Origin of the sequence: Levilactobacillus muriae, assembly GCF_045862015.1 — a bacterium.
Taxonomy (GTDB): Bacteria; Bacillota; Bacilli; order Lactobacillales; family Lactobacillaceae; genus Levilactobacillus; species Levilactobacillus muriae.
The window spans coordinates 129,118-149,051 of record NZ_BAAFRU010000006.1 but is presented as its reverse complement, the minus strand read 5'-3'; the positions used below and the strand labels follow the sequence as shown (position 1 = coordinate 149,051).

The window sequence follows — 19,934 nt, the reverse complement described above, 5'->3', positions numbered from 1 at the left end:
CTAAAATTAGATCCGTTGCGCGTGTTGAAGGGAACACCTTCTCACGGCTGCCCGTGCTTGGCGGAGCATGGGCCATATTGAGTCTGTGGCGGAAGCATGACGGGACGTGAAGTTTTGGTTACAGATTCATCGTACCCCTTGAGATGTTTGCGATGTCCTCGTAATATTAGTAAGGGGAATATTAACAAATTAATTATTGTGTCAAACGGAGAACTAGGGATTTTTAAGTTAAGGGAGAGAATATGTTGAAGGCTTCAAAGAAAAACTATTGGATTTATACACTGATTTTTATTGTGCTAGCAGTCTGTCTCTATGGCATCTTCATTCTGACAGGTAAGTCGTTCATCTGGGAAGGGGACGGCCTGGCACAACATTATCCTGTATTGGAGAAGTTTTACACCTGGTTGCATGAAGGAAGCTTATCGGGGTGGTCTTGGAATCTGGGCTTAGGCGCAGATAAAATGACGACCTTCTCTTACTATGTCCTGGGAGACCCGTTCAGTTACCTGATCTGGTTCTTCCCAAAGCACAGCATTGAGCTGGGCTATAACGTGCTGATTCTCTTGCGGCTATATGTGAGCGGGTTAGCGTTTATGTTATTTGCTCGGCAACGAGGTTTTAAGCCTGGCAGTCAATTGTTGGGAACGTTGACCTATACGTTTACGGGGTATTCTCTGTACGTTAGCATCCGTCATCCATTCTTCCTACTGCCGATGATTTTATTTCCATTGCTGGCTTATGGCATTGATCACGTCTATTTGGGGAAGACGTGGGTACCGCTGGCCATCTTTACGGGGCTGGCACTTGTCAGTAACTTTTACTTTGCCTACATATTGGCGATTGGGAGCTTGGTCTATGCGGTTCTTCGCTATTTGACTGTTCGAGAGACGATAGTGCAGAAGGGTTGGCCACTGATTTTTAAATTAGTTGGGGCTGGTCTGCTTGGCTTCTTACTGGCCGGGATTATCTTTATACCATCACTGATTGGTGTCTTCACCTCGACACGAGCGACGGGGAATTTTGCCAATGGTTACTTTGTCTATCCGTTGAATTACTATCTGCGGCTACCCAATGCGTTGGTCACGACTGGGAATGCCATGCGTTTCTGGGCCAACTTAGGGTTGGCAGGACTGACCTTCCTCAGCCTGATGTATGTCGTTCGGCATGCACGACGGTATCTGTGGTTTGATGTGGGTCTGCTAATCTTAGTCGTTGGGTCACTGCTACCAGAAGTTGCGGCCGTCATGAATGGGGGAACGACGCCGTCTCAGCGGTGGTTACTGCTGGGATGTTTAGCCTTCAGTCTGTCGGTGATGTACTTCATCGATGCTTTACCGCGACTCGATCGTAGTGATCTTTCGGCCATGATTGTCGGGACATTGTTCCTATTGGGGCTGGTCTGGGCGGCTAACGGATTCATTTTCAACAATAATCCGCACGATCTCGTTATCTACGGTCTGCTCCTCTTAACATTAGGCGCCATCGTGGTTGGGCATTTCTATCAGTGGTCGCGTCACCAGGTCATTTGGACACTATTAGCCTTGCTCAGTTTGAACATCATTGCCAACGGCTATGGTTACTTTAGTCCTAACTCTGGTGGGGCCAGTGATCAGCTGTTGAATCGGGGTGTTGCGTCGAAATTTCAAAAAAACTTCTATGATGGGGCTGAGAGTTACGTGAAGGCGCAACCCGGCTTTAATCGGAGTTCCATCAGCAAGTATTATTACTTCAGTAACGAAGCAAAAACCAACATGGGAATGAATCTGGGCGCACATGATATTATGTCCTACTTCTCCATTCAGGATGGCGCTGTGGGAGACTTCAGTGAAGAGCTAGCGAACTCGCAATTTAAGATGAACAAACCGATTAACCAGGCGGACAGTCGGACCACAATGAATAATCTGTTGGGGGTCAAGTACATCTTCGCCCGGAGTAATCAACTGAAGACGCAAGGATTCCCATATGGTTACAAGCCAGTCAAAAAGAATGGGACGATTCTCACATATCAGGATGAACCTGTTCATGATTTGGGGAATAACTACGATACAGTTATTTTGAAATCAAATAATGCCTTGCCACTGGCCTATCTGCAGACTAAGCAGTTAAGTGCCAAGCAGTTCAAACAACTCAATGGTAGCGATAAGGAACAGGCATTGACGTACGGGGCGCTCGTCGATAAAAAGGCGAAGAGTGTGCCAACGACGACGTACCATAGTCAGAATCGTGAATTGGGTTACGAGACGAAGGCAGATAAAAGTACGGTGATCGATAGCCTGCAACAGGTTATGAAGTTCCGGCAACAGGGGAACCAAATGGATCCTGAGCTGATTACGACGACCAAGTCCTCGTTAATGAAGACCAATCAGGACCGGTCGGTGAACATTACTGATGACAAGGCTCGACTAGAGCAATTGACGGCGCAGAACCGTACGGCATTGAAGCGAAATGCGTTGGTTAATCAGAAGTCGCTACACCAGATGGTAAGCGATAATCAGAATCTACCGGTTAACTATAAGTTACACCTCAAGAACCCTAAGCAAAATAAGGGAACTGAACTGTATCTGGAGCTTGACGGGATTCAGGCCAAACGACTCAGTGTGAAGGATAAGTACCAAGCGCTGAAGAATACCAAGGCTTTCAGTAACCAAGCATTCTCAGGGATTGCCCGAATCAATCAATTACGATCTGGTTTGTGGAATATGAGTGATGGTGCTTACTCTGTAACGGCGACGACGGCCAACAATGTTTCGAGCTTCAGCCAGTTCGGACAATCTAATCTGTCTGACTATCAGGAAAAACACCACGTTCTGTTGAACTTAGGCTATTCCGATAAAGCACGGAAGACTATCAAGTTGACCTTCCAAGGCGTCAAGGGCCTGTCATTCAAGTCCGCTAAGCTCATTGCGGTGCCGTTTGGCAGCAAATACAATCAACGGATGTCACAGCTCAAACACCAAGGCCTACAGGGCTTAAACGTGAAGAATAACCGGGTTACGGGGACTTCACGTGCACAACAGGCCAGTGTGTTGACCACGTCGATTCCTTATAACACGGGTTGGCAGTTAACGGTGGATGGCAAGAAGCAAGCCATTACCAAAGTTAACGTGGGCTTTGTGGGCGCACGTGTGGCAGCTGGGAAGCATAAAATTGTGTTGACTTATCACACGCCAGGCCAACGGATTGGCGTCCTAATGACGGTCATTGGTGCGTTGATTCTGGCAACAGCCGGTGGGTATAGCTACTGGCGTTGGCGGAGACGGCGATAAATTAGGGTAAATTAAAAGCATCTCTCGTTGAGACGGGGGATGCCGACATGAGGTCACGTTGCGTAAGGCGCAGCGTGACTTTTTTAGTTATAGTTGAAGAAATCCCAGGTCAATACGGTAAACAGAATAATCAAAAATAAGAGTTCCGCAAACAAGTAGTGGTGGGGTGGTGTCTGGCGGCGGCCCATCATGGTCGTAATCCTGGAAGCCATGGTGAAATGTGCCGGCAACGAGAAATTCGTAGAGATAATGTAGCTTTATGAGGTAACTTTTTCAAATTATTTTTCCTCCCAGACTAGGCTGATAACTTGATCTAAGTTTACCGAAATCAGGGGTGACAAGCAAGAGATTTGTGTGTTTAATTGTTAACAATATATAATTAATTTTATATTGAAAGCTTTAAAATTTTTTGCAAAAAATAATAGCCTCAAAACGCTGATGGGTCAACGATTTGAGGCTATTATTAGGACTACTGATCACCCGCACGGGGCTCGAACCCGTAACTCCGCCTTGAGAGGGCGACGTCTTAAACCAGTTTGACCAGCGGGCAATGTCATTAACTAGGCAATTACTAATGTACGCTACTCGCTGAAAATTGTCAATAATTCTCTGCATAAAATTACATGAAAATGGGAATTCATACAGTTCGCCTAATTTTTTCAAGAAAATTGGTTGACACTAATATCCAAACAAGTTAAGATTAAATAGTTGTTTCGACAACGAGCCTTATTGGGTATTCGCCAAATGGTAAGGCAGCGGACTCTGAATCCGTAAGTTACTGGTTCGAGCCCAGTATACCCAATAAAAAACAAACGTAGTCGTCACTCATCGTGAAAACGCTGATGTGACGGCTTTTTTGATCGTTAGAAGAAGTGTCGACTTTCCATAAAACTTGGTTTAAATGCCAGCAACGTAGCCAAAAGCGTAGCCAGGACCGTCAAAAGGACATGCAGCTTCAGCCGAGAATTAACCACCTCCCACACTTAGCCAGTACGGAGAAGTTACTTTTTTGTCGACAATCGGTCTTGATATCACTGGCCATTGGCGGCATGGATTAATCATATATCAGAGAAAAAATCGTGTTAAGCCATTGCGTTTTGAGACACGGGCTTAATACGGCACAAAAAAACTAAGCCTAGCGATTCAAGTGTCCTTCAGGGGGATACCATCTACCGCTAAGCTTAGTTTTTAATCAATGACGTTTCTGATAATACCAGAGGCCACTCGCAGTAATTAAGAGGGCGAATCCGGCAATTGTCAGGATTAAACTGCTCGTCTTGCGTTCACCAGTTTGTGGCAATGTGCCACCAACATAGGTCTTTCCGGCAACGTGGCTCGATGTGCCACTGCCGGTTGCCTGAGTGCCGTTACCGGCTACCTGAGTACCACTGCCAGATGCGGGTGTACTATTGCCTGCATTGTAAGCGTTGGTTGCAGTACCATTGCTGTGGCTGTAGTTGCCAGTACCCGTTCCATTAATAGATGGTGTTGGCTTCGTTGACTGTGTAGGAGTCGTTGGCTTAACAGGTTTAGTAGGTTTCACGGATGTCGTTGGTTTAGTTGGCTTAACAGGTTTAGTTGGCTTAACAGGTTTAGTTGGCTTAACAGGCTTCGTTGGTTTTACTGGCTTAATTGGCTTTACGGGAGTTGTTGGCTTTGGTGGCTTGACAGATGGTGTGGTTGTTGGCGGCGTCGTTGTGCCAGGATTAGTGGGTGGTGTTGTTGTGCCAGGATTGGTCGGTGGCGTCGTGCCAGGATTTTCGGGCCCAGTGGTACCAGGGGCCTTGGTGTCGGTCGCGGTGACCGTGACTTCTGCAGAAGATCCAGCTTTAATAACAAAAGGAATCGGTGTCTTGTCCAGTTCGTAGCCCTTAGGTGCTTCAATCTCGACAAACTCATAGTTGCCAGCAGGCAGGCCACTGTAGGTAATGGTACCCTCAGCATTAGTGGTCTTAGTCGCAACGACTTTACCAGTATCGAGATTTCGAATCTCATAGATGGCACCTGCAAGGGCATTGCCGGAAGCTTTATCAGTCTTCGTCAGCTTGACGACACCAGAATCACCTTCCTCGGTTCCGCCGCCATCTCCGCCATTGTTGCCGTTACCAGTGCCGCTACCGCCCCAGACGATTTGAGAGCCAACGGTTTGGCCATTTAAGGTCGCGTTGTTTTTCCAAGAGCCACCGGTACCCGAGACATCTGGTTTCGTGTGATAAGTCATATTGACCGCAGTCGTAACATCTGCAAAGGTAAAGATGATGGTGTTGCCACCAGCGTCCACGGTTGGTGTCACGGATCCACCGTCGCCGACGAAGCTACCAGAGTCGTCAAATTTCCCGGTTTGTGCGTGGACACTCCCAGGAACGTAGCTTTGGTTGGGTCCAAGGTTGTCGGTAATTACGGTCTGCCCTAAATGGGTGCTGTTGGGATTGAACGCAATGTTCCAGGTGAGCAATGCTGGTGAGCCATCTGGATTACGTTCAGCTACCCAACCGATCTTGTTGATACCCCAATCGAGGCCGACGTTTGCGTTTTCCTCAGTCCCTTTGACGTAGAACTGTAGTTCGCCGCCACGATTGGTTGACGTGTTAGACAGCGCATCATTAAAGGTGATAGTCCCGGTATTCTCACCTTCTTTGATTGTAAATGTCCCAATCTCGCGACCATTATCATCGTAGAGTGGAAAAGTAACATCCCTTCGGCCCACAGCAGAGTGTGGAAAAGTGACCGTTGCTGTATCGCCATTCTGAATAGTTACACCATCGGGGATACCCCATTTATAATCAAGCGAATAGGCATCCCACTTACTGAGGTCGCTACCATTAGGAATGACTTTACCATTGCTGTCTGTGATGATCGCATCATTTTCACCTAAGCCAGAGATCTCGATATTCTTGGCGTGAGCAGTGACTGAGCTAATACCGATACCGCCGATAAAGAAAATGAAAATGGCAATCACGATGCCAATAATCATATTGGCTTTCTTTCTTCGCATCGTAATCCTCCTCCAATCCATTAGTACTACAGTCCACAGGTTGATGAAACATCAATCGGAAAAACTGCTAGTGTTGGAAATACTTCGTTCGAGATACTTCGTCCACCGCTCTGTATTCACTATAATGACAATCCGACAGAGTAGAGGATTTGTGAGAAAAAAAGTGTGCAGTTGAAGACGGGACAACGCGTAACTGGCATCTAATGTTGTTTTTCAATTGAATTTTCCAGAAATGTATCACCACTAACATTGATGCAAAGCAATTTGGCGGCTATTATAGTTGATGGATCAAAGGTTGTGGTTTTAAAACTGTTAGAAAAGCGAAACAAAAAACGCCATTCCGCAGAATGACGTGATGACTTGCTTTAAAATTTATCGCCTGCTAGTTTAAACAGATGCGGTTTCCCGTAGAACCAGCCCTGACGTAGGTCGATTTCCATATCATCGGCCATATCGCTTTCTTCCTGATTCTCGACGCCTTCAAGAATTAAACGTAATTTGTATTGATCGGCAATAGCCTTCCAGAATTTCAGACCCTCAGGAATTTCGGATTCTCTGCCCTCCTGGCGGAAGTTCTGCATGGCAAATTTAATTTCGCTTGCAAAAGATAAAATGGGTTTCAAATGGTCATATGTATTGACGCCAGTTCCAATATCATCCAGGCTCAATTGGATGCCATGTTCGTCAAAGTAGTGAACTTGGTCAATAATTTGCTGGTTGGAGACTTGCTTATCCGTAACTTCTTCCGTGACTTCCAGAACGAGATTGACGGGATAAATTTGAATTTGTGCCTTGATAATGGCTTGGGCAATTGTTGGCTCAATAAATTGGCTCTGGTTAACGTTAAACGATACAGAACCGATCTTGAGCATTAATCGTTTGGCTGTTCGAGTGATGAGGTCAGCCTGAATATCGATCGGAATCGATTCGAAGTTGTGGGGGAGGATCCATTTGTCATCAACGCGTTGCCGAATGAGCAGTTCGTAGCCGATAAGCGAGTTGTTTAAGGCATCTAATTGTGGCTGTAAAAAATAGCGATACATTGTCTCATGATCCTCCTTTTTTTAGTTTGTCTGCTACCATCATACTTTATTTTAGGAAATTAGAATAGGGGTTTTACGAAAAGATGGGGAAACGGTTCCTTGGATTGTGATGTGACAGGTTAACCAATTGGGGTAACAAAGAGCTATGGTATTATTGGGCTCTTTGGATTATAGTGAGAATAGTAGATTGTTTTACATTATTGGCAATGTTATTTAGTGATTACTGATGTGACATGAATAACGCTCCCCATCGTGGGAAATTACCGAATAGCAAGGAGATTGATCAAATGACTTGGTCAGTTTGGTTAGTACCACCAATGATTACAAGTATCTTTTTCGTTCTAGGTGTGATCACCCTATATTGGTCAATCTTGAATTGGGTGACGGCCAAAGCGGAATCGCAGAATAAACCAGTTAATATTAAAAATATCCGGGTTGCTGTCGGAACGACTTGTGCAGTTGTTTCCGTGTTTGCGCTCCAACTCATTGTGCGTGACAGTCATTTATCTTGGACGTTTACGAATTTTCAATTGATTTTACTGATTTTCGTCGCTTATTTCCTACAGGTGCGTATTCCCTATTGGCTGATTATCCTAGCAGGGATGGCGTTCATGCTCATGAATGGTAATCTTAATCAGCCTCTGTCATGGGTCTATACGGGTTTATTTGTTGTTTTTTACGTTTTTTCTTACGTGCAGAGTACCCATTTATGGCGTTGGCCATTTACCCGTTACGCTACCGTTGCCTTAGGTTTTGCGTTGCCGTTGTGGTATCTGGTTAAGCTGCGGTTTAATTTGCCCTGGAGTACTTATGCTGAAGAATTAATTAACTACATGATTCTGGTATCGTTGATGTACGGTTACTTCAAGATTCAAGATAAGGATCGCCGCATCAAGGATCGGTTATTTCAATCGGCCAATTGGGACGCACTGACTAAGGTGCAAAACTTCGCGGCGTATGACCGGGCTATCGGCTATGAATTTCGCCGAAGTGCGGGGCACGACACCAATCTGTCGATGGTTATGTTTGATATCGACCATTTCAAGTGTGTTAACGACTCGTATGGCCATCTTGCAGGGGATGAAGTTCTCAAGCAGGTTGCCAGTACCGTGACGAGCACGTTGAAGGCCATTGACCCCAAAGTTGTCTTGTACCGGACCGGTGGAGAAGAGTTCAACATTATTTTTCCAGACTATACTGTGGATAAGACCCGAGAGGTTGCCCAGAGAGTCTTTGATGCCGTTAAGAATCTGACTATTTCGTACAATGATGTGGCGATTAATGTGACGATCTCTGTGGGCGTCTCTGCTTTGAGCGTGAAGGACAGCAACCCCTTAGACTTTTACAAGCGGGTTGATGCTAACTTATACCGTTCGAAACAAAACGGCCGGCAACAGATTACGGTTGGCTAACTTTTGATTAAACCGAGCGAGAATTCGTGAAAATTAAGTGGTTATCGTGTAAAATGGTCTTCTAGTCATGGGAGAATTCATGACGGATTGGAGCGATCACCGTGATTTTATTATTACTCTTGTTATTACTGCTATTTCCACTGCTGCGACTGATGTTCGGCTTGGCTGGCTGGTTGTTGGGCGTCGTGGGAACCGTCATTATTGGGGCCATTGTGCTCGTTGCGTTTGCGGCATTTTTCCGATTTTTCATCGTTGCCGTACTGGTCATCGGTGGTGGCTTCTGGGCCTCACACGCCTTGTTTGGGTAGGTCAGGCCAGCAGTGTCATCTAAAAATTACAAATTGAAAAGCGCTCAGAACGATTGTGTTCTGAGCGCTTTGTCTGTCTAAATGGCGGGACATAACGCTAAAAAAAGCCGCGACGCTGGTCGGGGCTTTCTAGACGGTTCGTTATTCAAATGACATTTCTACGAGGTAGGTGTGTTCACTCGTGACGTAACCGGTGGTAATCCAGACTTGTTGATAATCGAGCTTTGAACTATTTGTGCGTTCAAAGAAGTCATCCAACAGGTCGCCATTTTTGGCTAGAAAATCAGCACCCATGCGGTTGACCAGAAGGTTGTTCTCCGGGAAGTAAATATCGGCGTTAGCCACTGGGACCGTATCGGGGACCCCGACGCTGACAACATTGCTGTTGGGCTGGGGGATAAAGGTAACCTTGTCTTGGTGTCGGTGAATATAGGATAAAACGTTATAGATCGAATCTGAGTTGCTCGCCACAGTTCTTTTCTCCCTTCGGTGTCTATATTGTAACAAATATTTTCAGGTTTACCAGTGCTTCGCCAAGAGATAATCAGTTATTGCAAACGAATTTCAGGCGAGTATAATTATCGCATATGTAGTTTATACAGTTTCCAGAGAGTAAATAGAAGAAAGAAGGCCAAAATTCAATGATGCGACTTGCCCGTAAACACTTGGACTGGTGGGCAGTGGTCCTTGCTGTGGGCTTTATGATCATTCAAGTTATCTGTGATCTTTCGTTGCCAACGCTAACCTCTGATATTATTGATAAAGGGATTGCGCAAAACGACATTGGTTACATCTGGCAGACCGGTGGGAAAATGCTCCTGCTGAGTTTTATTGGGGTATTAGGCTCTGCAGGTAACGTTTACTATGCGGCGACCCAATCACAGAAGATGGGCCAACGCATTCGATCATCACTGTTTAAGAAAGTTACATTCGCCTCAACCGAGGAATTTGAAACGGTTGGGAATGCCTCACTAATTACGCGGACGACCAACGACGTGGTTCAGATTCAAAACGTCATGGTTCAAATGCTGCGGATGATGTTGATGGCGCCAATTATGTTGATTGGGGCTGGGGTGTTGGCCTACGTCAAGAGTCCCAAATTAACGTTGGTCTTCTTGGTGGCGTTACCGGTATTGGCTATCTTTACCGGTGCCATTATGTATTTTGCTGTGCCATTATTTAAGAGTTTGCAGAAGAAGATCGACCGGATTAACCTGACGTTCCGTGAAGGACTGACGGGGGTTCGAGTCATCCGAGCATTCAACCAAGATAAGTTTGAACAAGACCGGTTTGAAGGTGCTAACCAAGATTACACCCAGACTGGGATCAAAGTTTTCATGATTGTTTCTCTAATGTTCCCAATTATTACGCTGATTATTAGTGGCACTAACATTGGGATTGTTTGGTATGGGGGGCAATTGATTGCCAGTCAAGCGATGGCCGTCGGGAACATGGTGGCGTTCATGACTTATGCCACGCAGATTCTGATTAGCTTTATGATGGTTTCCATGATCTTCGTCTTCGTTCCCCGGGCCCAAGCGTCCGCCGCACGGATTAATGAGGTCATGGATCTAAAGTCAAAGATCAACGATGCCGACCAACCCGTTAGTTTAACGGATAAAACTGCCAGTCTGACTTTTGACCACGTGAACTACCGTTATACCGGTGCCGAGGAATTGGCACTGACCGATGTGAACTTTAGCGCAACGGCCGGTCAGACAGTCGCAATTATCGGGGGAACTGGTTCTGGGAAATCCACACTGGTCAATCTGATTCCCCGGCTATTTGATCCCGAGAGTGGGCAAATTCGTCTGAACGGGACGGCACTGACCGACATGACGCAACATGATATTCATGGGGCCATTTCGATCACCCAGCAGAAGGCTGTGCTGTTCTCCGGTACGATTCGGAGCAACATGGTCTATGGGATGCCAGACGCTACGGACGAGCAGATTACGCACGCCCTAGATGTTGCCCAAGCCAGCGACTTCGTTAAAGAAGAGGGCGGCTTGGACGCGACCGTTGAACAGGACGGGGCTAATTTCTCCGGTGGACAACGGCAACGATTGGTTATTGCACGGACTATCTTGAAGCGCGCCAGTGTCTACATTTTTGATGATTCCTTCTCAGCTTTGGACTTCAAGACTGATTCCTTACTGCGGCAAGATCTGCGGAAGGATGAACAGGTTCAAGACGGGGTCACGGTCATTGTTGCCCAACGTGTTTCAACAGTTGCCGATGCCGACCTGATCTTAGTCATCGATGGTGGGAAGATCGTGGGTCAAGGGACGCACGATGAACTCAAGGCTACCAACAAGACGTACCAAGAAATTCTGGACTCACAACTCCGAAAGGGGGAAGTCGTCGATGCGTAATGGACGCGGATCCGTAACTAAACAGCGGCCACAAAGTTTCTGGGGCACGACGATTCGGCTCTTTCGTTACATGGGTCGCTGGATTCCAGGCATTGTGATTGTGTTGATCTTTGCCGCAATTGCCGTTATTTTACAAATTAAGACCCCTAAGATTTTAGGGAAGGCCACTACGGAACTGTTTAAGGGCGTTCTGAAAGGCCAAGCCGAGTTGAAGGCAGGGATTCCAATTCACGGGCTGCCCGTGAACTTTGACAAAATCGGCCAGATCTTACTGGTCGTAGGAATCATGTACGCTGTTGCTGCGGTGTTCAATGTAATTCAACAGGTTATCATGAACTGGATCGCTCAGAAGGTTGTGTACCAACTTCGGCGTGATTTGAAGCAAAAGATGCAACACCTGCCTATTAGCTATTACGATACTCATAGCAACGGGGACTTGATGTCGCGGATGGCTAACGATATGGATAACATTGGGGGAACGCTGCAACAGACGCTGTCGCAAATGGTGACGAGTGTGCTGACGTTCTTCGGGGTTCTCTACATGATGCTGACCATTAGTGGCTGGCTGACATTAGTAGCTTTGATTTCAGTGCCACTGAGCCTGGTTGTTGTGATGGTTGTCGCGCCAAAATCCCAACGGTTCTTTGCGAGTCAACAGAAAAACTTGGGGTTGCTGAACGATACAGTTGAAGAGACTTACGCGGGTCATACGGTTGTTAAGACGTTCAACCGAGAACAGGCCACACAGGAACAGTTCGAAGAGCATAACCGGAAGTATTATCAATCCGCTTGGAAGGCACAATTTGTCTCCAGCCTGATCTTCCCGTTGATGAACTTCGTGAAGAACTTGGATTACTTGGCCGTTGCTGTTATTGGTGGGATTCAGGTTGCCAATGGGCAAGTTAGCTTGGGGAACGTGCAAGCCTTCCTGCAATACACTAATCAGTTCTCACAACCAATCACGCAGATGGCCAACTTGACCAACACGATTCAGGCGACGATTGCGTCAGCTGAACGGGTCTTCGCGGTCTTGGATGAAACCGATATGGACGAATCCGCCGATGCTGCTTTACCAGAGCATACCGCCGATGCGGGGAGCGTCATCGAATTTGATAACGTGTCCTTCCAATACGATCCTAAGAATCCGCTGATTGAAGACTTCAATCTGAAGGTCAAACCGGGCGAAATGGTTACTATCGTTGGGCCAACTGGTGCTGGGAAGACGACCATCATTAACTTGCTGGAACGATTCTACGATGTTGGTTCTGGGCAAATTAAGTACCGTGGTGAAAATACGAACGGTGTTGCACGAGCCGAATTGCGGAAGCATTTTGCGATGGTATTACAGGACACCTGGCTTTTCACCGGCTCAATCTTTGATAATATTCGGTATGGACGTGAGAATGCCACAGAAGAAGAGGTCTACGCGGCTGCCAAGGCGGCTCACGCAGATACCTTCATTCGGCAGTTGCCGGATGGCTACGATACGGTGCTGAACGAAGCTGCAACGAACATTTCACAAGGGCAACGGCAATTGTTGACGATTGCCCGGGCCTTCGTAGCCGATCCAGATGTTTTAATTCTGGATGAAGCCACGAGTTCGGTCGATACCCGGACAGAAATGTTGATTCAACACGCGATGGAACGTCTATTGGCGGGCCGAACCAGCTTCGTCGTGGCGCACCGGTTATCCACGATTCAAAATGCGGAGAACATTGTGGTCATGGATCATGGGCACATTGTTGAAACGGGGAACCACGACAGCTTGTTGGCGGCCGATGGCTTCTACGCCGATCTCTACAACAGCCAGTTTGCTGGCAACAACTTGGCTTAACATTTAAGTTGTTCGCCTCTGGCTAACATGGGCGTTAAACAAGTGTTAGCTGACGTAGACATTATTGGTTATTTCGAGAGATGACGGTGTTAAGATTTTCACGTCAAATTTTACAGTGAGAGGCTGTGGGCAAATTGTCCATGGCCTCTTTTTTGATTGGCATCTGAAGGTTGAAAGTCCAAGTACACCTAGAGAGGCCCAGCTAACAGAGCTTCAATCCACAAAATTAGTTGGAAATTACCACCTGCGGCTGCCAGAGATTCCGACTGCTGTGGGGACCGCCTGCGGCCTGAGAAACGGTCCTCCGGCTCGGTTTGAAGCCTGACATAAACCGTCAGTCGCCAAACGCGTCCTGCCCACAGCGTTCCAGCCTAAATTTGGCGAACGGTAAGCCGGCTGGTTTAGACGACGTCGCCTAATTGTAGTCTCAGCATCGTTGTTGCAACAGTCATGATGGATATTCTAGATCTTTCAATCTTCAGTTATCGTCCGATGAACTGGGAAGCAAACGCTTAAGTTTTTACAATCCAGTGGCCGTTATGACCGGTTCCGGGGTAGAATGAGAGCAGAGAGAAAGTTGAGGTGGTAGGAATGACGTATCCACAAACGAAAGCGGCGTTGCAGCGGTTGCTTACCGATGGCATTGTTCCGGGAGTGAGCTATGCCTTTGTCGATGGCGATCGGGTCGAGACGGGGGAGATGGGGCAGGCAGCGGTGGTGCCGCATTCAGAAATTTTACGTCCGGGGATGGTTTATGATGTGGCCTCGCTGACCAAGGTCGTTGGGACGTTGAGTGTGACCCTTCAACTCCTAGCTCAGGGGCGGTTACGGCTCACCGATAGTCTCAGCGACTGGTTGCCAGCTTGGCAGGATCGGCGGGTGACAGTGCGCCACTTGCTGACGCATACGTCCGGCATCATTGGCTATATTCCCAACCGCAATCAGTTGTCGGCGCCGGATTTGACAGCGGCACTCCTGCGACTACATGTGGGGCCAACCTTCAATCGGAAGATGGTCTACGCCGATGTGAATTATATTTTCATGGGTTGGATTGTTGCGCGGATTCTTGGCGAGCCCATTCAAACTGCCGTGCAACGCCGTGTGTTGACGCCACTGGGCATGGCACACAGTACATTTACGCCGCAGGATGCTAGTCGATGTGTGCCGACGGCGGTGACACGTGAGCGGGGACTGATTCGCGGTGTCGTGCATGATCCAAAAGGATATGTGTTGCAGCGGCGTTGTGGTTCAGCTGGTCTATTCAGTACGGTGCGGGACTTAGCTACATTCTGTCAGGCTTACCTGTACCCTGAAAAGGTGGCGGGCGTCTTACCACCAACGTGGATTCATCGGTTGACGGCCGATTGGACGCCTGATGGACAGGCGAACCGTTCGCTGGGTTGGGCACTGACCTCTTCACAGTGGCCGACTGCCCACCGGGTTATCTGGCATTCGGGTTTTACGGGAACTTATTTAGTTATCGACCAGCAGGCCAAGCAGGCAATGGTTTTCCTGACCAATCGCGTGCATCCGGTGGCACCTAATCTGCCATATCTAGATCAGCGGAATGCTGTGATTGGCACTTATTTAGCTGAGAAGTAGGACAATGGTCGCACGGTTCTGATTGTGAATGTCAATTTCAACCTTCAGTCATTGGACATAAAAAAATGCGCTGGCTCAACGATAAACATTGAGCCAGCGCATTTTTAGCGTGTTATAAAAAGTGAATTTCTGGCAGTCACAGGTGACGATTCACGCCTAGAAAGTTGCCGGAATCGGTAAGGCTTCCTGTTGGCTGAAATCAGCTTCGGGGAACTTGCGCTTGAGGGCCGCAAGTAACAAATGCTTAGCGATGTCACCGTTCCGCGTCAGGATCGGGCCATGGAAGTAAGAGCAGTAGACGTTCTTGTAGATAGCGCCTTCCGTACCATCCTCGCCGTTGTTTCCCTTGCCGCTGACCACATTGCCTAGAGGCCGTTCACCGGCACCCAGGTAGGTCAAACCTTGATGATTTTCAAAACCGTGGTAGGTCTCGCCAGTTTCCTGGTTCTTGATGACGATGTCACCAATGAAGCGATTATGGTCTTGTGCCAGCGTGTAGTGGTCGAGGGCGCCAATACCGGGGAGCTTTTCGCCATTAGCCCCAATGTAGTAGTGACCAAGCAGTTGAAACCCACCGCAGATAGCTAGGACGGGGCCACCAGACGCAATGAATTTGGTGAGCTCCGCTTTCTTCGTTTGAATATCTTGTGAGACGATGGTCTGCTCAAAGTCTTGGCCACCCCCGAAGAAGGCCAGGTCATAGTCGGCAGACTTGAAATCTTCCTCCAGACTGACGACTTTGACGTTTAAATGAACATCCATTTGCTTGGCGTAGTAGTTCAAAGCCAAGATATTTCCAACGTCACCATAAGTGTTCATGAGATTGCCGTACAGATGGGCCACGTTTAATTCGTAAGTCATACGCCCAATCCCTCCTTGATGTAGCCTTTCGTGGCTAGGATTTTCCGCATTTGCAGCATTGCCGTGTAGGTTGCGAGGACGTAGATCCGTTTGGTTGGAACCTGCTTGATCTCGTCGACGACTTTTTCCAAATCGGGTTCCACAATGTGCTTGTCATCGGGAATTCCGGCAACTTTCAGCCGGAAGGTGATGTCTTTGTAACGCTCGCCACCGGTGATGACAGCGGGAATGTCTCGCTGTGTCAGTTGTTCGAAATCGCCATCCCAGATCCAACTGGTATCGATTCCGTCGGCGTAGTTGGCGTTGAGCAGGCCAACTAGGGAGAACTTCTCCTTGTCAGTGCCAATCATGTGCAGAACTTGATCCAGCCCCACGGGATTCTTGACCAGGATAATCGTCACCTGTTTACCATCGACATCGATGACTTCTTGGCGCCCGAAGACTTGCTGATTGCCATTGAAGGCTCGGGCAATCTGAGTTGGTGCAACCCCCATGAAACGGCCGACCGCGTAGGCAGCCAGAGCGTTGTAAATGTTGTAAGTGCCACCGACGCCAATCTTGAAGGCGTGACCATCGATTTCAAATTCGGAAGATGTCGGTGTTTGCTCGCCAAGTTTGGTTAAGCGGTAGGTCAATTCTGGTCGTTCAAAGCCACAGTTGGGACAGAAATACTTGCCTTGGTTGCTGTAAGTCAGCGAATGGTAGTGTAAAATATGCTCACAGACCGGGCACAGTATGCCATCCGTGTTGGGTTTTGCCCTCAAGTCCTGATCGGGTTGATCATCGAAACCATAGTATTCGATTGGGTTTGGCAATTCCTTGGAGTGAAAGATTGGGGAGTCGCCGTTTGCAATAATCGTGGCATTAGGTGCCAGCGCGACCCCATCCAGAATCTTCTGGTAGGTTGTATAGATTTCCCCGTAACGGTCCATCTGATCACGGAAAATGTTGGTGAAGACGAATGCCTTGGGTTCGATGTATTGCGTGACCTTGATCACGTTGGCTTCATCGACTTCCAGTACGGCTAAGGGTCGGCCAGTCTTGGCATTCTTAGCGTTCAAAAACGTTGTAACAATTCCCTGTTCCATGTTGGAACCGGTTGGGTTGGTCAGGATAGCTGGGTATTTTTGGTTGAGGACGGAGACCGTCAGCGCCGTCGTCAAAGTCTTCCCGTTGGTTCCGGTGATGACGATAACGTCGTACTTAGCGCCCAGTGTCCGTAAAATGTTGGGGTCCAGCTTCAGCGTAATCTTACCGGGCAGAGAACTTCCCCCGTGAAGAAACGTGTGGAGAAACCAGTAAGAGGATTTCCCTGCGAAGGTGGCAAAGCCGCTTCTTAATGACATGGATATTTCGCTCCTTAATCGCGACAAGAATTTTTTAATGTCGGGTTCCTTAATATTCAAGCCTTAATTTTAGCATTATTTTAGCGTTTAGGGGAGGACTATGCCTGAACTTTGACAAAATCCCAAGAACTTTGATCGGCTCACGGTCGAATTTTCCGGGCTAATCAGCTATAATAGATGGAAACTGTCAAAAAGGTGGGAATAACGTGGCGCAGCTATTTTTTCGGTACGGTGCAATGAATAGTGGGAAGACCATTGAAATCTTGAAGGTCGCCCATAACTATGAGGAACAACATAAGCGGGTCATTATTATGACGAGTGGCTTGGATACTCGCGACGAGGTCGGCTATATTGCCAGTCGCATTGGGCTCAAGCGAGAAGCTCATCCGATCTTCGAGACGACCAACCTGTACGACGAAATCAAGCGAATTGATGCTCACGCCAACTGTGTCCTGATTGACGAAGCCCAGTTTTTAAAGAAGGCCCACGTGTTACAACTAGCTAAGGTCGTTGACGAGTTGAAGATTCCGGTCATGACATTTGGTCTGAAGAATGATTTCAAAAACGAATTGTTTGAGGGATCCAAGTACCTCTTGCTATATGCGGATAAGATCGAAGAAATGAAGACCATCTGCTGGTTCTGTACTAAGAAGGCCATCATGAATCTCCGGTTCCACGATGGCAAGCCAGTCTACGAGGGTGAGCAGGTTCAAATCGGCGGTAACGAGGCCTACTACCCCGTCTGCCGGCGCCATTATTTTAACCCACCTTTGGATCAATTTGGCGCGTAACCACCATTGCTTGGTTCGCAGTCGTGAAAAGGCGTTGCGTGTCCTAACAGATGTGGTAAGTTGGCTTAGCTAGCGATACGGGTGTGCGTCAAGCGTGAGAGCAACCGTACCCAACTGAATTTGTAAATAAGACTCATCAAAACTGAAACGAGGTTAATCGAATGGATGAAATGTTTGACAAGCTCCAAGCCGTGGCTGATCGCTACGACGAGCTGAATGAATTGATCAGTGACCCCGAAGTCATTGCGGATACGCAACGCTTCATGGCTCTCTCTAAGGAAGAAGGGGAGCTGCGGGAAACGGTCGACAAGTATCACCAGTACCAGGAAGTCAGCCAACAGATCAAGGATGACGATGAGATGCTTCGCGAAAAACTGGACAGTGACATGGATGCCATGGTCAAAGAGGAGCTGAAGGATCTCAACGAGCAGAAAGAAAAACTCGAAGAAGACATCAAGGTCTTACTGTTGCCCAAAGATCCCAACGATGATAAGAACATCATCATGGAAATTCATGGAGCCGCTGGTGGGGATGAAGCCAGCTTGTTTGCTGCAGATCTCTTTAGTATGTACTCCAAGTACGCTGAACGCCAAGGATGGAAGATTGAGATCGTTGACGAGAATGCCACCGAAGTCGGTGGGTTTAAGGAAATTGTCATGATGATTTCCGGCGACAAGGTGTACTCTAAACTGAAGTACGAGAACGGTGCGCACCGGGTACAGCGAGTACCTGTGACGGAATCCGCTGGTCGGGTTCATACCAGTACGGCTACGGTCGGCGTCATGCCTGAGGAAGAAGATGTCGACATCGACATCGACCCAAAGGACATTCGGACCGATGTTTACCGTTCCTCTGGTGCCGGTGGTCAACACATTAACAAGACCTCTTCTGCTGTGCGAATGACCCACTTGCCAACGGGGATTGTAGTGGCGATGCAAGACGAACGGTCACAACAACAAAACCGGGCCAAGGCCATGACAATTCTGCGGGCACGGGTCTACGATTACTATAAGCAAGAAGAAGAAAGCGCCTATAACGCTGAACGGAAGTCTGCCGTTGGGACGGGTGATCGTTCAGAACGGATTCGGACGTATAACTACCCTCAAAACCGGGTGACTGATCATCGGATTGGCCTGACCTTAAACAAGCTGGACCGGATCATGAATGGGGAACTCGATGATATTATCGATGCCTTGATTCTTTCCGACCAAGCCGCTAAGCTTGAAGATTTAAAGAATAATGGCTAAGGAACTGACTTATCTACAGGCCCTGCGACGAGGCCAAGCACAGTTGACCGTAGCAGGGCAGGATGCCAGTGCCGCGCAGTATCTACTGACGGCGACCCATGGCTGGACCTTCACGCAGCTCGTGCAAAATTACCGCGCGGTGATGCCGGTAGCGGAAAGCCAAGTGTTTCAGCAACAGCTGGATCGGGTTGCAGCCGGCGAACCGGCGCAGTACGTTTTAGGTCGTGCTAGTTTCTATGGTCGTAACTTTCTGGTAACTGGAGCGACCTTGATTCCCCGTCAGGAGACGGAGGAGTTAGTGGCTTGGATCTTAGACGTCACGTCGGGATCATCGCTACGGGTACTGGACGTGGGAACCGGGAGTGGCGCAATCGCCATATCACTCAAGGCGGAGCGGCCTGCTTGGGCGGTTGTGGCTAGTGATATCTCTGCGGCAGCCGTGGCAGTTGCTCAGACCAATGCCACGACGCTGGCTGCTCCTGTTAACTTTGTGACGGGCGATTTATTTGCGCCGGTCGCTGGTCAGCAGTTCGACGTGATCGTGTCAAATCCGCCGTATATCGATCGAACCGAAGTCGGTGTGATGGATGATTCCGTCAAACGATACGAGCCAGAAGGGGCATTATTTGCGGCGAACCACGGGTTGGTGTTTTACCAACGCTTTGCTGCGGAACTGGCAACCTATCTGCTACCAGGCGGTCAGTTTTTTGCTGAGATCGGGTATCACCAAGGTGCTGCGGTCAAGGCCATCTTTGAGACGGCCTTACCAGCAACGACAGTGACTGTGCGGACGGACATCAATGGTCATGATCGCATGGTTCGCGTGCAGTTTTAGTTTTTTTGCGATGGGAGAG

14 protein-coding genes and 2 tRNA genes are annotated in these 19,934 nt (G+C 48.1%); 10 read left to right on the top strand and 6 right to left on the bottom strand.

What is annotated here, in order from left to right; translation table 11 throughout:
* The first annotated feature begins 242 nt into the window (after positions 1-242).
* On the top strand, positions 243-3,266 hold the full coding sequence (locus tag ACKTSF_RS05815; protein ID WP_407887488.1) for a YfhO family protein: 3,024 nt from the start codon (positions 243-245) through the stop codon (positions 3,264-3,266).
* A 476-nt stretch (positions 3,267-3,742) separates the two neighbouring features.
* Here ACKTSF_RS05815 and ACKTSF_RS05810 read toward each other — a convergent pair.
* A tRNA-Glu gene (locus ACKTSF_RS05810) sits at positions 3,743-3,816 on the bottom strand.
* 180 nt (positions 3,817-3,996) lie between these two features.
* On the opposite strand from ACKTSF_RS05810, the gene ACKTSF_RS05805 reads away from it, so the two are divergent.
* Positions 3,997-4,068, top strand: a tRNA-Gln gene (locus ACKTSF_RS05805).
* Positions 4,069-4,458: 390 nt separating this feature from the next.
* Here the strand turns inward: ACKTSF_RS05805 and ACKTSF_RS05800 are convergent.
* A complete protein-coding gene (locus ACKTSF_RS05800) occupies positions 4,459-6,261 on the bottom strand; it encodes a SpaA isopeptide-forming pilin-related protein (RefSeq protein ID WP_407887486.1) in 1,803 nt (600 codons plus the stop codon).
* Between the two features lie 365 nt (positions 6,262-6,626).
* Positions 6,627-7,304, bottom strand: a complete 678-nt coding sequence (locus ACKTSF_RS05795) for an EAL domain-containing protein (protein WP_407887484.1) — start codon at positions 7,302-7,304, stop codon at positions 6,627-6,629.
* Between the two features lie 287 nt (positions 7,305-7,591).
* Here ACKTSF_RS05795 and ACKTSF_RS05790 point away from each other — a divergent pair, with 287 nt between their 5' ends.
* Together ACKTSF_RS05790 and ACKTSF_RS05785 are read left to right on the top strand one after the other, a co-directional pair.
* Positions 7,592-8,716: a GGDEF domain-containing protein gene (locus ACKTSF_RS05790; protein WP_407887482.1), complete on the top strand. Its 1,125-nt coding sequence runs from the start codon at positions 7,592-7,594 to the stop codon at positions 8,714-8,716.
* A 101-nt stretch (positions 8,717-8,817) separates the two neighbouring features.
* Complete coding sequence (locus ACKTSF_RS05785; protein ID WP_407887480.1) at positions 8,818-9,024, top strand: hypothetical protein; 207 nt, start codon at positions 8,818-8,820, stop codon at positions 9,022-9,024.
* Between the two features lie 141 nt (positions 9,025-9,165).
* On the opposite strand, the gene ACKTSF_RS05780 is transcribed toward ACKTSF_RS05785, so the two are convergent.
* Positions 9,166-9,495 (bottom strand): hypothetical protein, encoded by a 330-nt coding sequence (locus tag ACKTSF_RS05780; RefSeq protein ID WP_407887478.1) that lies wholly within the window; start codon positions 9,493-9,495, stop codon positions 9,166-9,168.
* Between the two features lie 170 nt (positions 9,496-9,665).
* Here ACKTSF_RS05780 and ACKTSF_RS05775 point away from each other — a divergent pair, with 170 nt between their 5' ends.
* The 3 genes from ACKTSF_RS05775 (at position 9,666) to ACKTSF_RS05765 (ending at position 14,835) form a co-directional block, all read left to right on the top strand.
* Entirely contained in the window at positions 9,666-11,399 is a 1,734-nt protein-coding gene (locus ACKTSF_RS05775; RefSeq protein WP_407887476.1) for an ABC transporter ATP-binding protein, read from the top strand.
* On the top strand, positions 11,392-13,233 hold the full coding sequence (locus tag ACKTSF_RS05770; protein ID WP_407887474.1) for an ABC transporter ATP-binding protein: 1,842 nt from the start codon (positions 11,392-11,394) through the stop codon (positions 13,231-13,233). The genes ACKTSF_RS05775 and ACKTSF_RS05770 overlap by 8 nt, the downstream gene beginning before the upstream one ends.
* Positions 13,234-13,824: 591 nt before the next feature.
* Positions 13,825-14,835: a serine hydrolase domain-containing protein gene (locus ACKTSF_RS05765; protein ID WP_407887472.1), complete on the top strand. Its 1,011-nt coding sequence runs from the start codon at positions 13,825-13,827 to the stop codon at positions 14,833-14,835.
* Positions 14,836-14,991: 156 nt separating this feature from the next.
* On the opposite strand, the gene ACKTSF_RS05760 is transcribed toward ACKTSF_RS05765, so the two are convergent.
* A complete protein-coding gene (locus tag ACKTSF_RS05760; protein WP_407887470.1) occupies positions 14,992-15,696 on the bottom strand; it encodes a type 1 glutamine amidotransferase in 705 nt (234 codons plus the stop codon).
* Positions 15,693-17,042 carry a MurT ligase domain-containing protein gene (locus ACKTSF_RS05755; RefSeq protein WP_407887468.1) on the bottom strand — a complete coding sequence of 450 codons (1,350 nt, stop codon included), beginning with the start codon at positions 17,040-17,042 and terminating at the stop codon, positions 15,693-15,695. Before ACKTSF_RS05755 ends, ACKTSF_RS05760 begins: the two co-directional genes overlap by 4 nt.
* Before the next feature lie 206 nt (positions 17,043-17,248).
* Here ACKTSF_RS05755 and ACKTSF_RS05750 point away from each other — a divergent pair, with 206 nt between their 5' ends.
* From ACKTSF_RS05750 to prmC, 3 genes are all read left to right on the top strand, one after another.
* Positions 17,249-17,833 carry a thymidine kinase gene (locus tag ACKTSF_RS05750; RefSeq protein WP_407887466.1) on the top strand — a complete coding sequence of 195 codons (585 nt, stop codon included), beginning with the start codon at positions 17,249-17,251 and terminating at the stop codon, positions 17,831-17,833.
* A 161-nt stretch (positions 17,834-17,994) separates the two neighbouring features.
* A complete protein-coding gene (gene prfA, locus ACKTSF_RS05745; protein WP_407887464.1) occupies positions 17,995-19,080 on the top strand; it encodes a peptide chain release factor 1 in 1,086 nt (361 codons plus the stop codon).
* The gene (prmC, locus tag ACKTSF_RS05740; protein ID WP_407887462.1) at positions 19,073-19,915 is read left to right on the top strand and encodes a peptide chain release factor N(5)-glutamine methyltransferase; all 843 of its coding nucleotides are present in this window, start codon (positions 19,073-19,075) and stop codon (positions 19,913-19,915) included. The genes prfA and prmC overlap by 8 nt, the downstream gene beginning before the upstream one ends.
* Positions 19,916-19,934: the final 19 nt, after the last annotated feature.

Coding starts and splice junctions, on each gene's coding strand:
- ACKTSF_RS05815 (WP_407887488.1), top strand. CDS start 243: ATGTTGAAGGCTTCAAAGAAAAACTATTGGATTTATACACTGATTTTT.
- ACKTSF_RS05800 (WP_407887486.1), bottom strand. CDS start 6,261: ATGCGAAGAAAGAAAGCCAATATGATTATTGGCATCGTGATTGCCATT.
- ACKTSF_RS05795 (WP_407887484.1), bottom strand. CDS start 7,304: ATGTATCGCTATTTTTTACAGCCACAATTAGATGCCTTAAACAACTCG.
- ACKTSF_RS05790 (WP_407887482.1), top strand. CDS start 7,592: ATGACTTGGTCAGTTTGGTTAGTACCACCAATGATTACAAGTATCTTT.
- ACKTSF_RS05775 (WP_407887476.1), top strand. CDS start 9,666: ATGATGCGACTTGCCCGTAAACACTTGGACTGGTGGGCAGTGGTCCTT.
- ACKTSF_RS05770 (WP_407887474.1), top strand. CDS start 11,392: ATGCGTAATGGACGCGGATCCGTAACTAAACAGCGGCCACAAAGTTTC.
- ACKTSF_RS05765 (WP_407887472.1), top strand. CDS start 13,825: ATGACGTATCCACAAACGAAAGCGGCGTTGCAGCGGTTGCTTACCGAT.
- ACKTSF_RS05760 (WP_407887470.1), bottom strand. CDS start 15,696: ATGACTTACGAATTAAACGTGGCCCATCTGTACGGCAATCTCATGAAC.
- ACKTSF_RS05755 (WP_407887468.1), bottom strand. CDS start 17,042: ATGTCATTAAGAAGCGGCTTTGCCACCTTCGCAGGGAAATCCTCTTAC.
- prfA (WP_407887464.1), top strand. CDS start 17,995: ATGGATGAAATGTTTGACAAGCTCCAAGCCGTGGCTGATCGCTACGAC.
- prmC (WP_407887462.1), top strand. CDS start 19,073: ATGGCTAAGGAACTGACTTATCTACAGGCCCTGCGACGAGGCCAAGCA.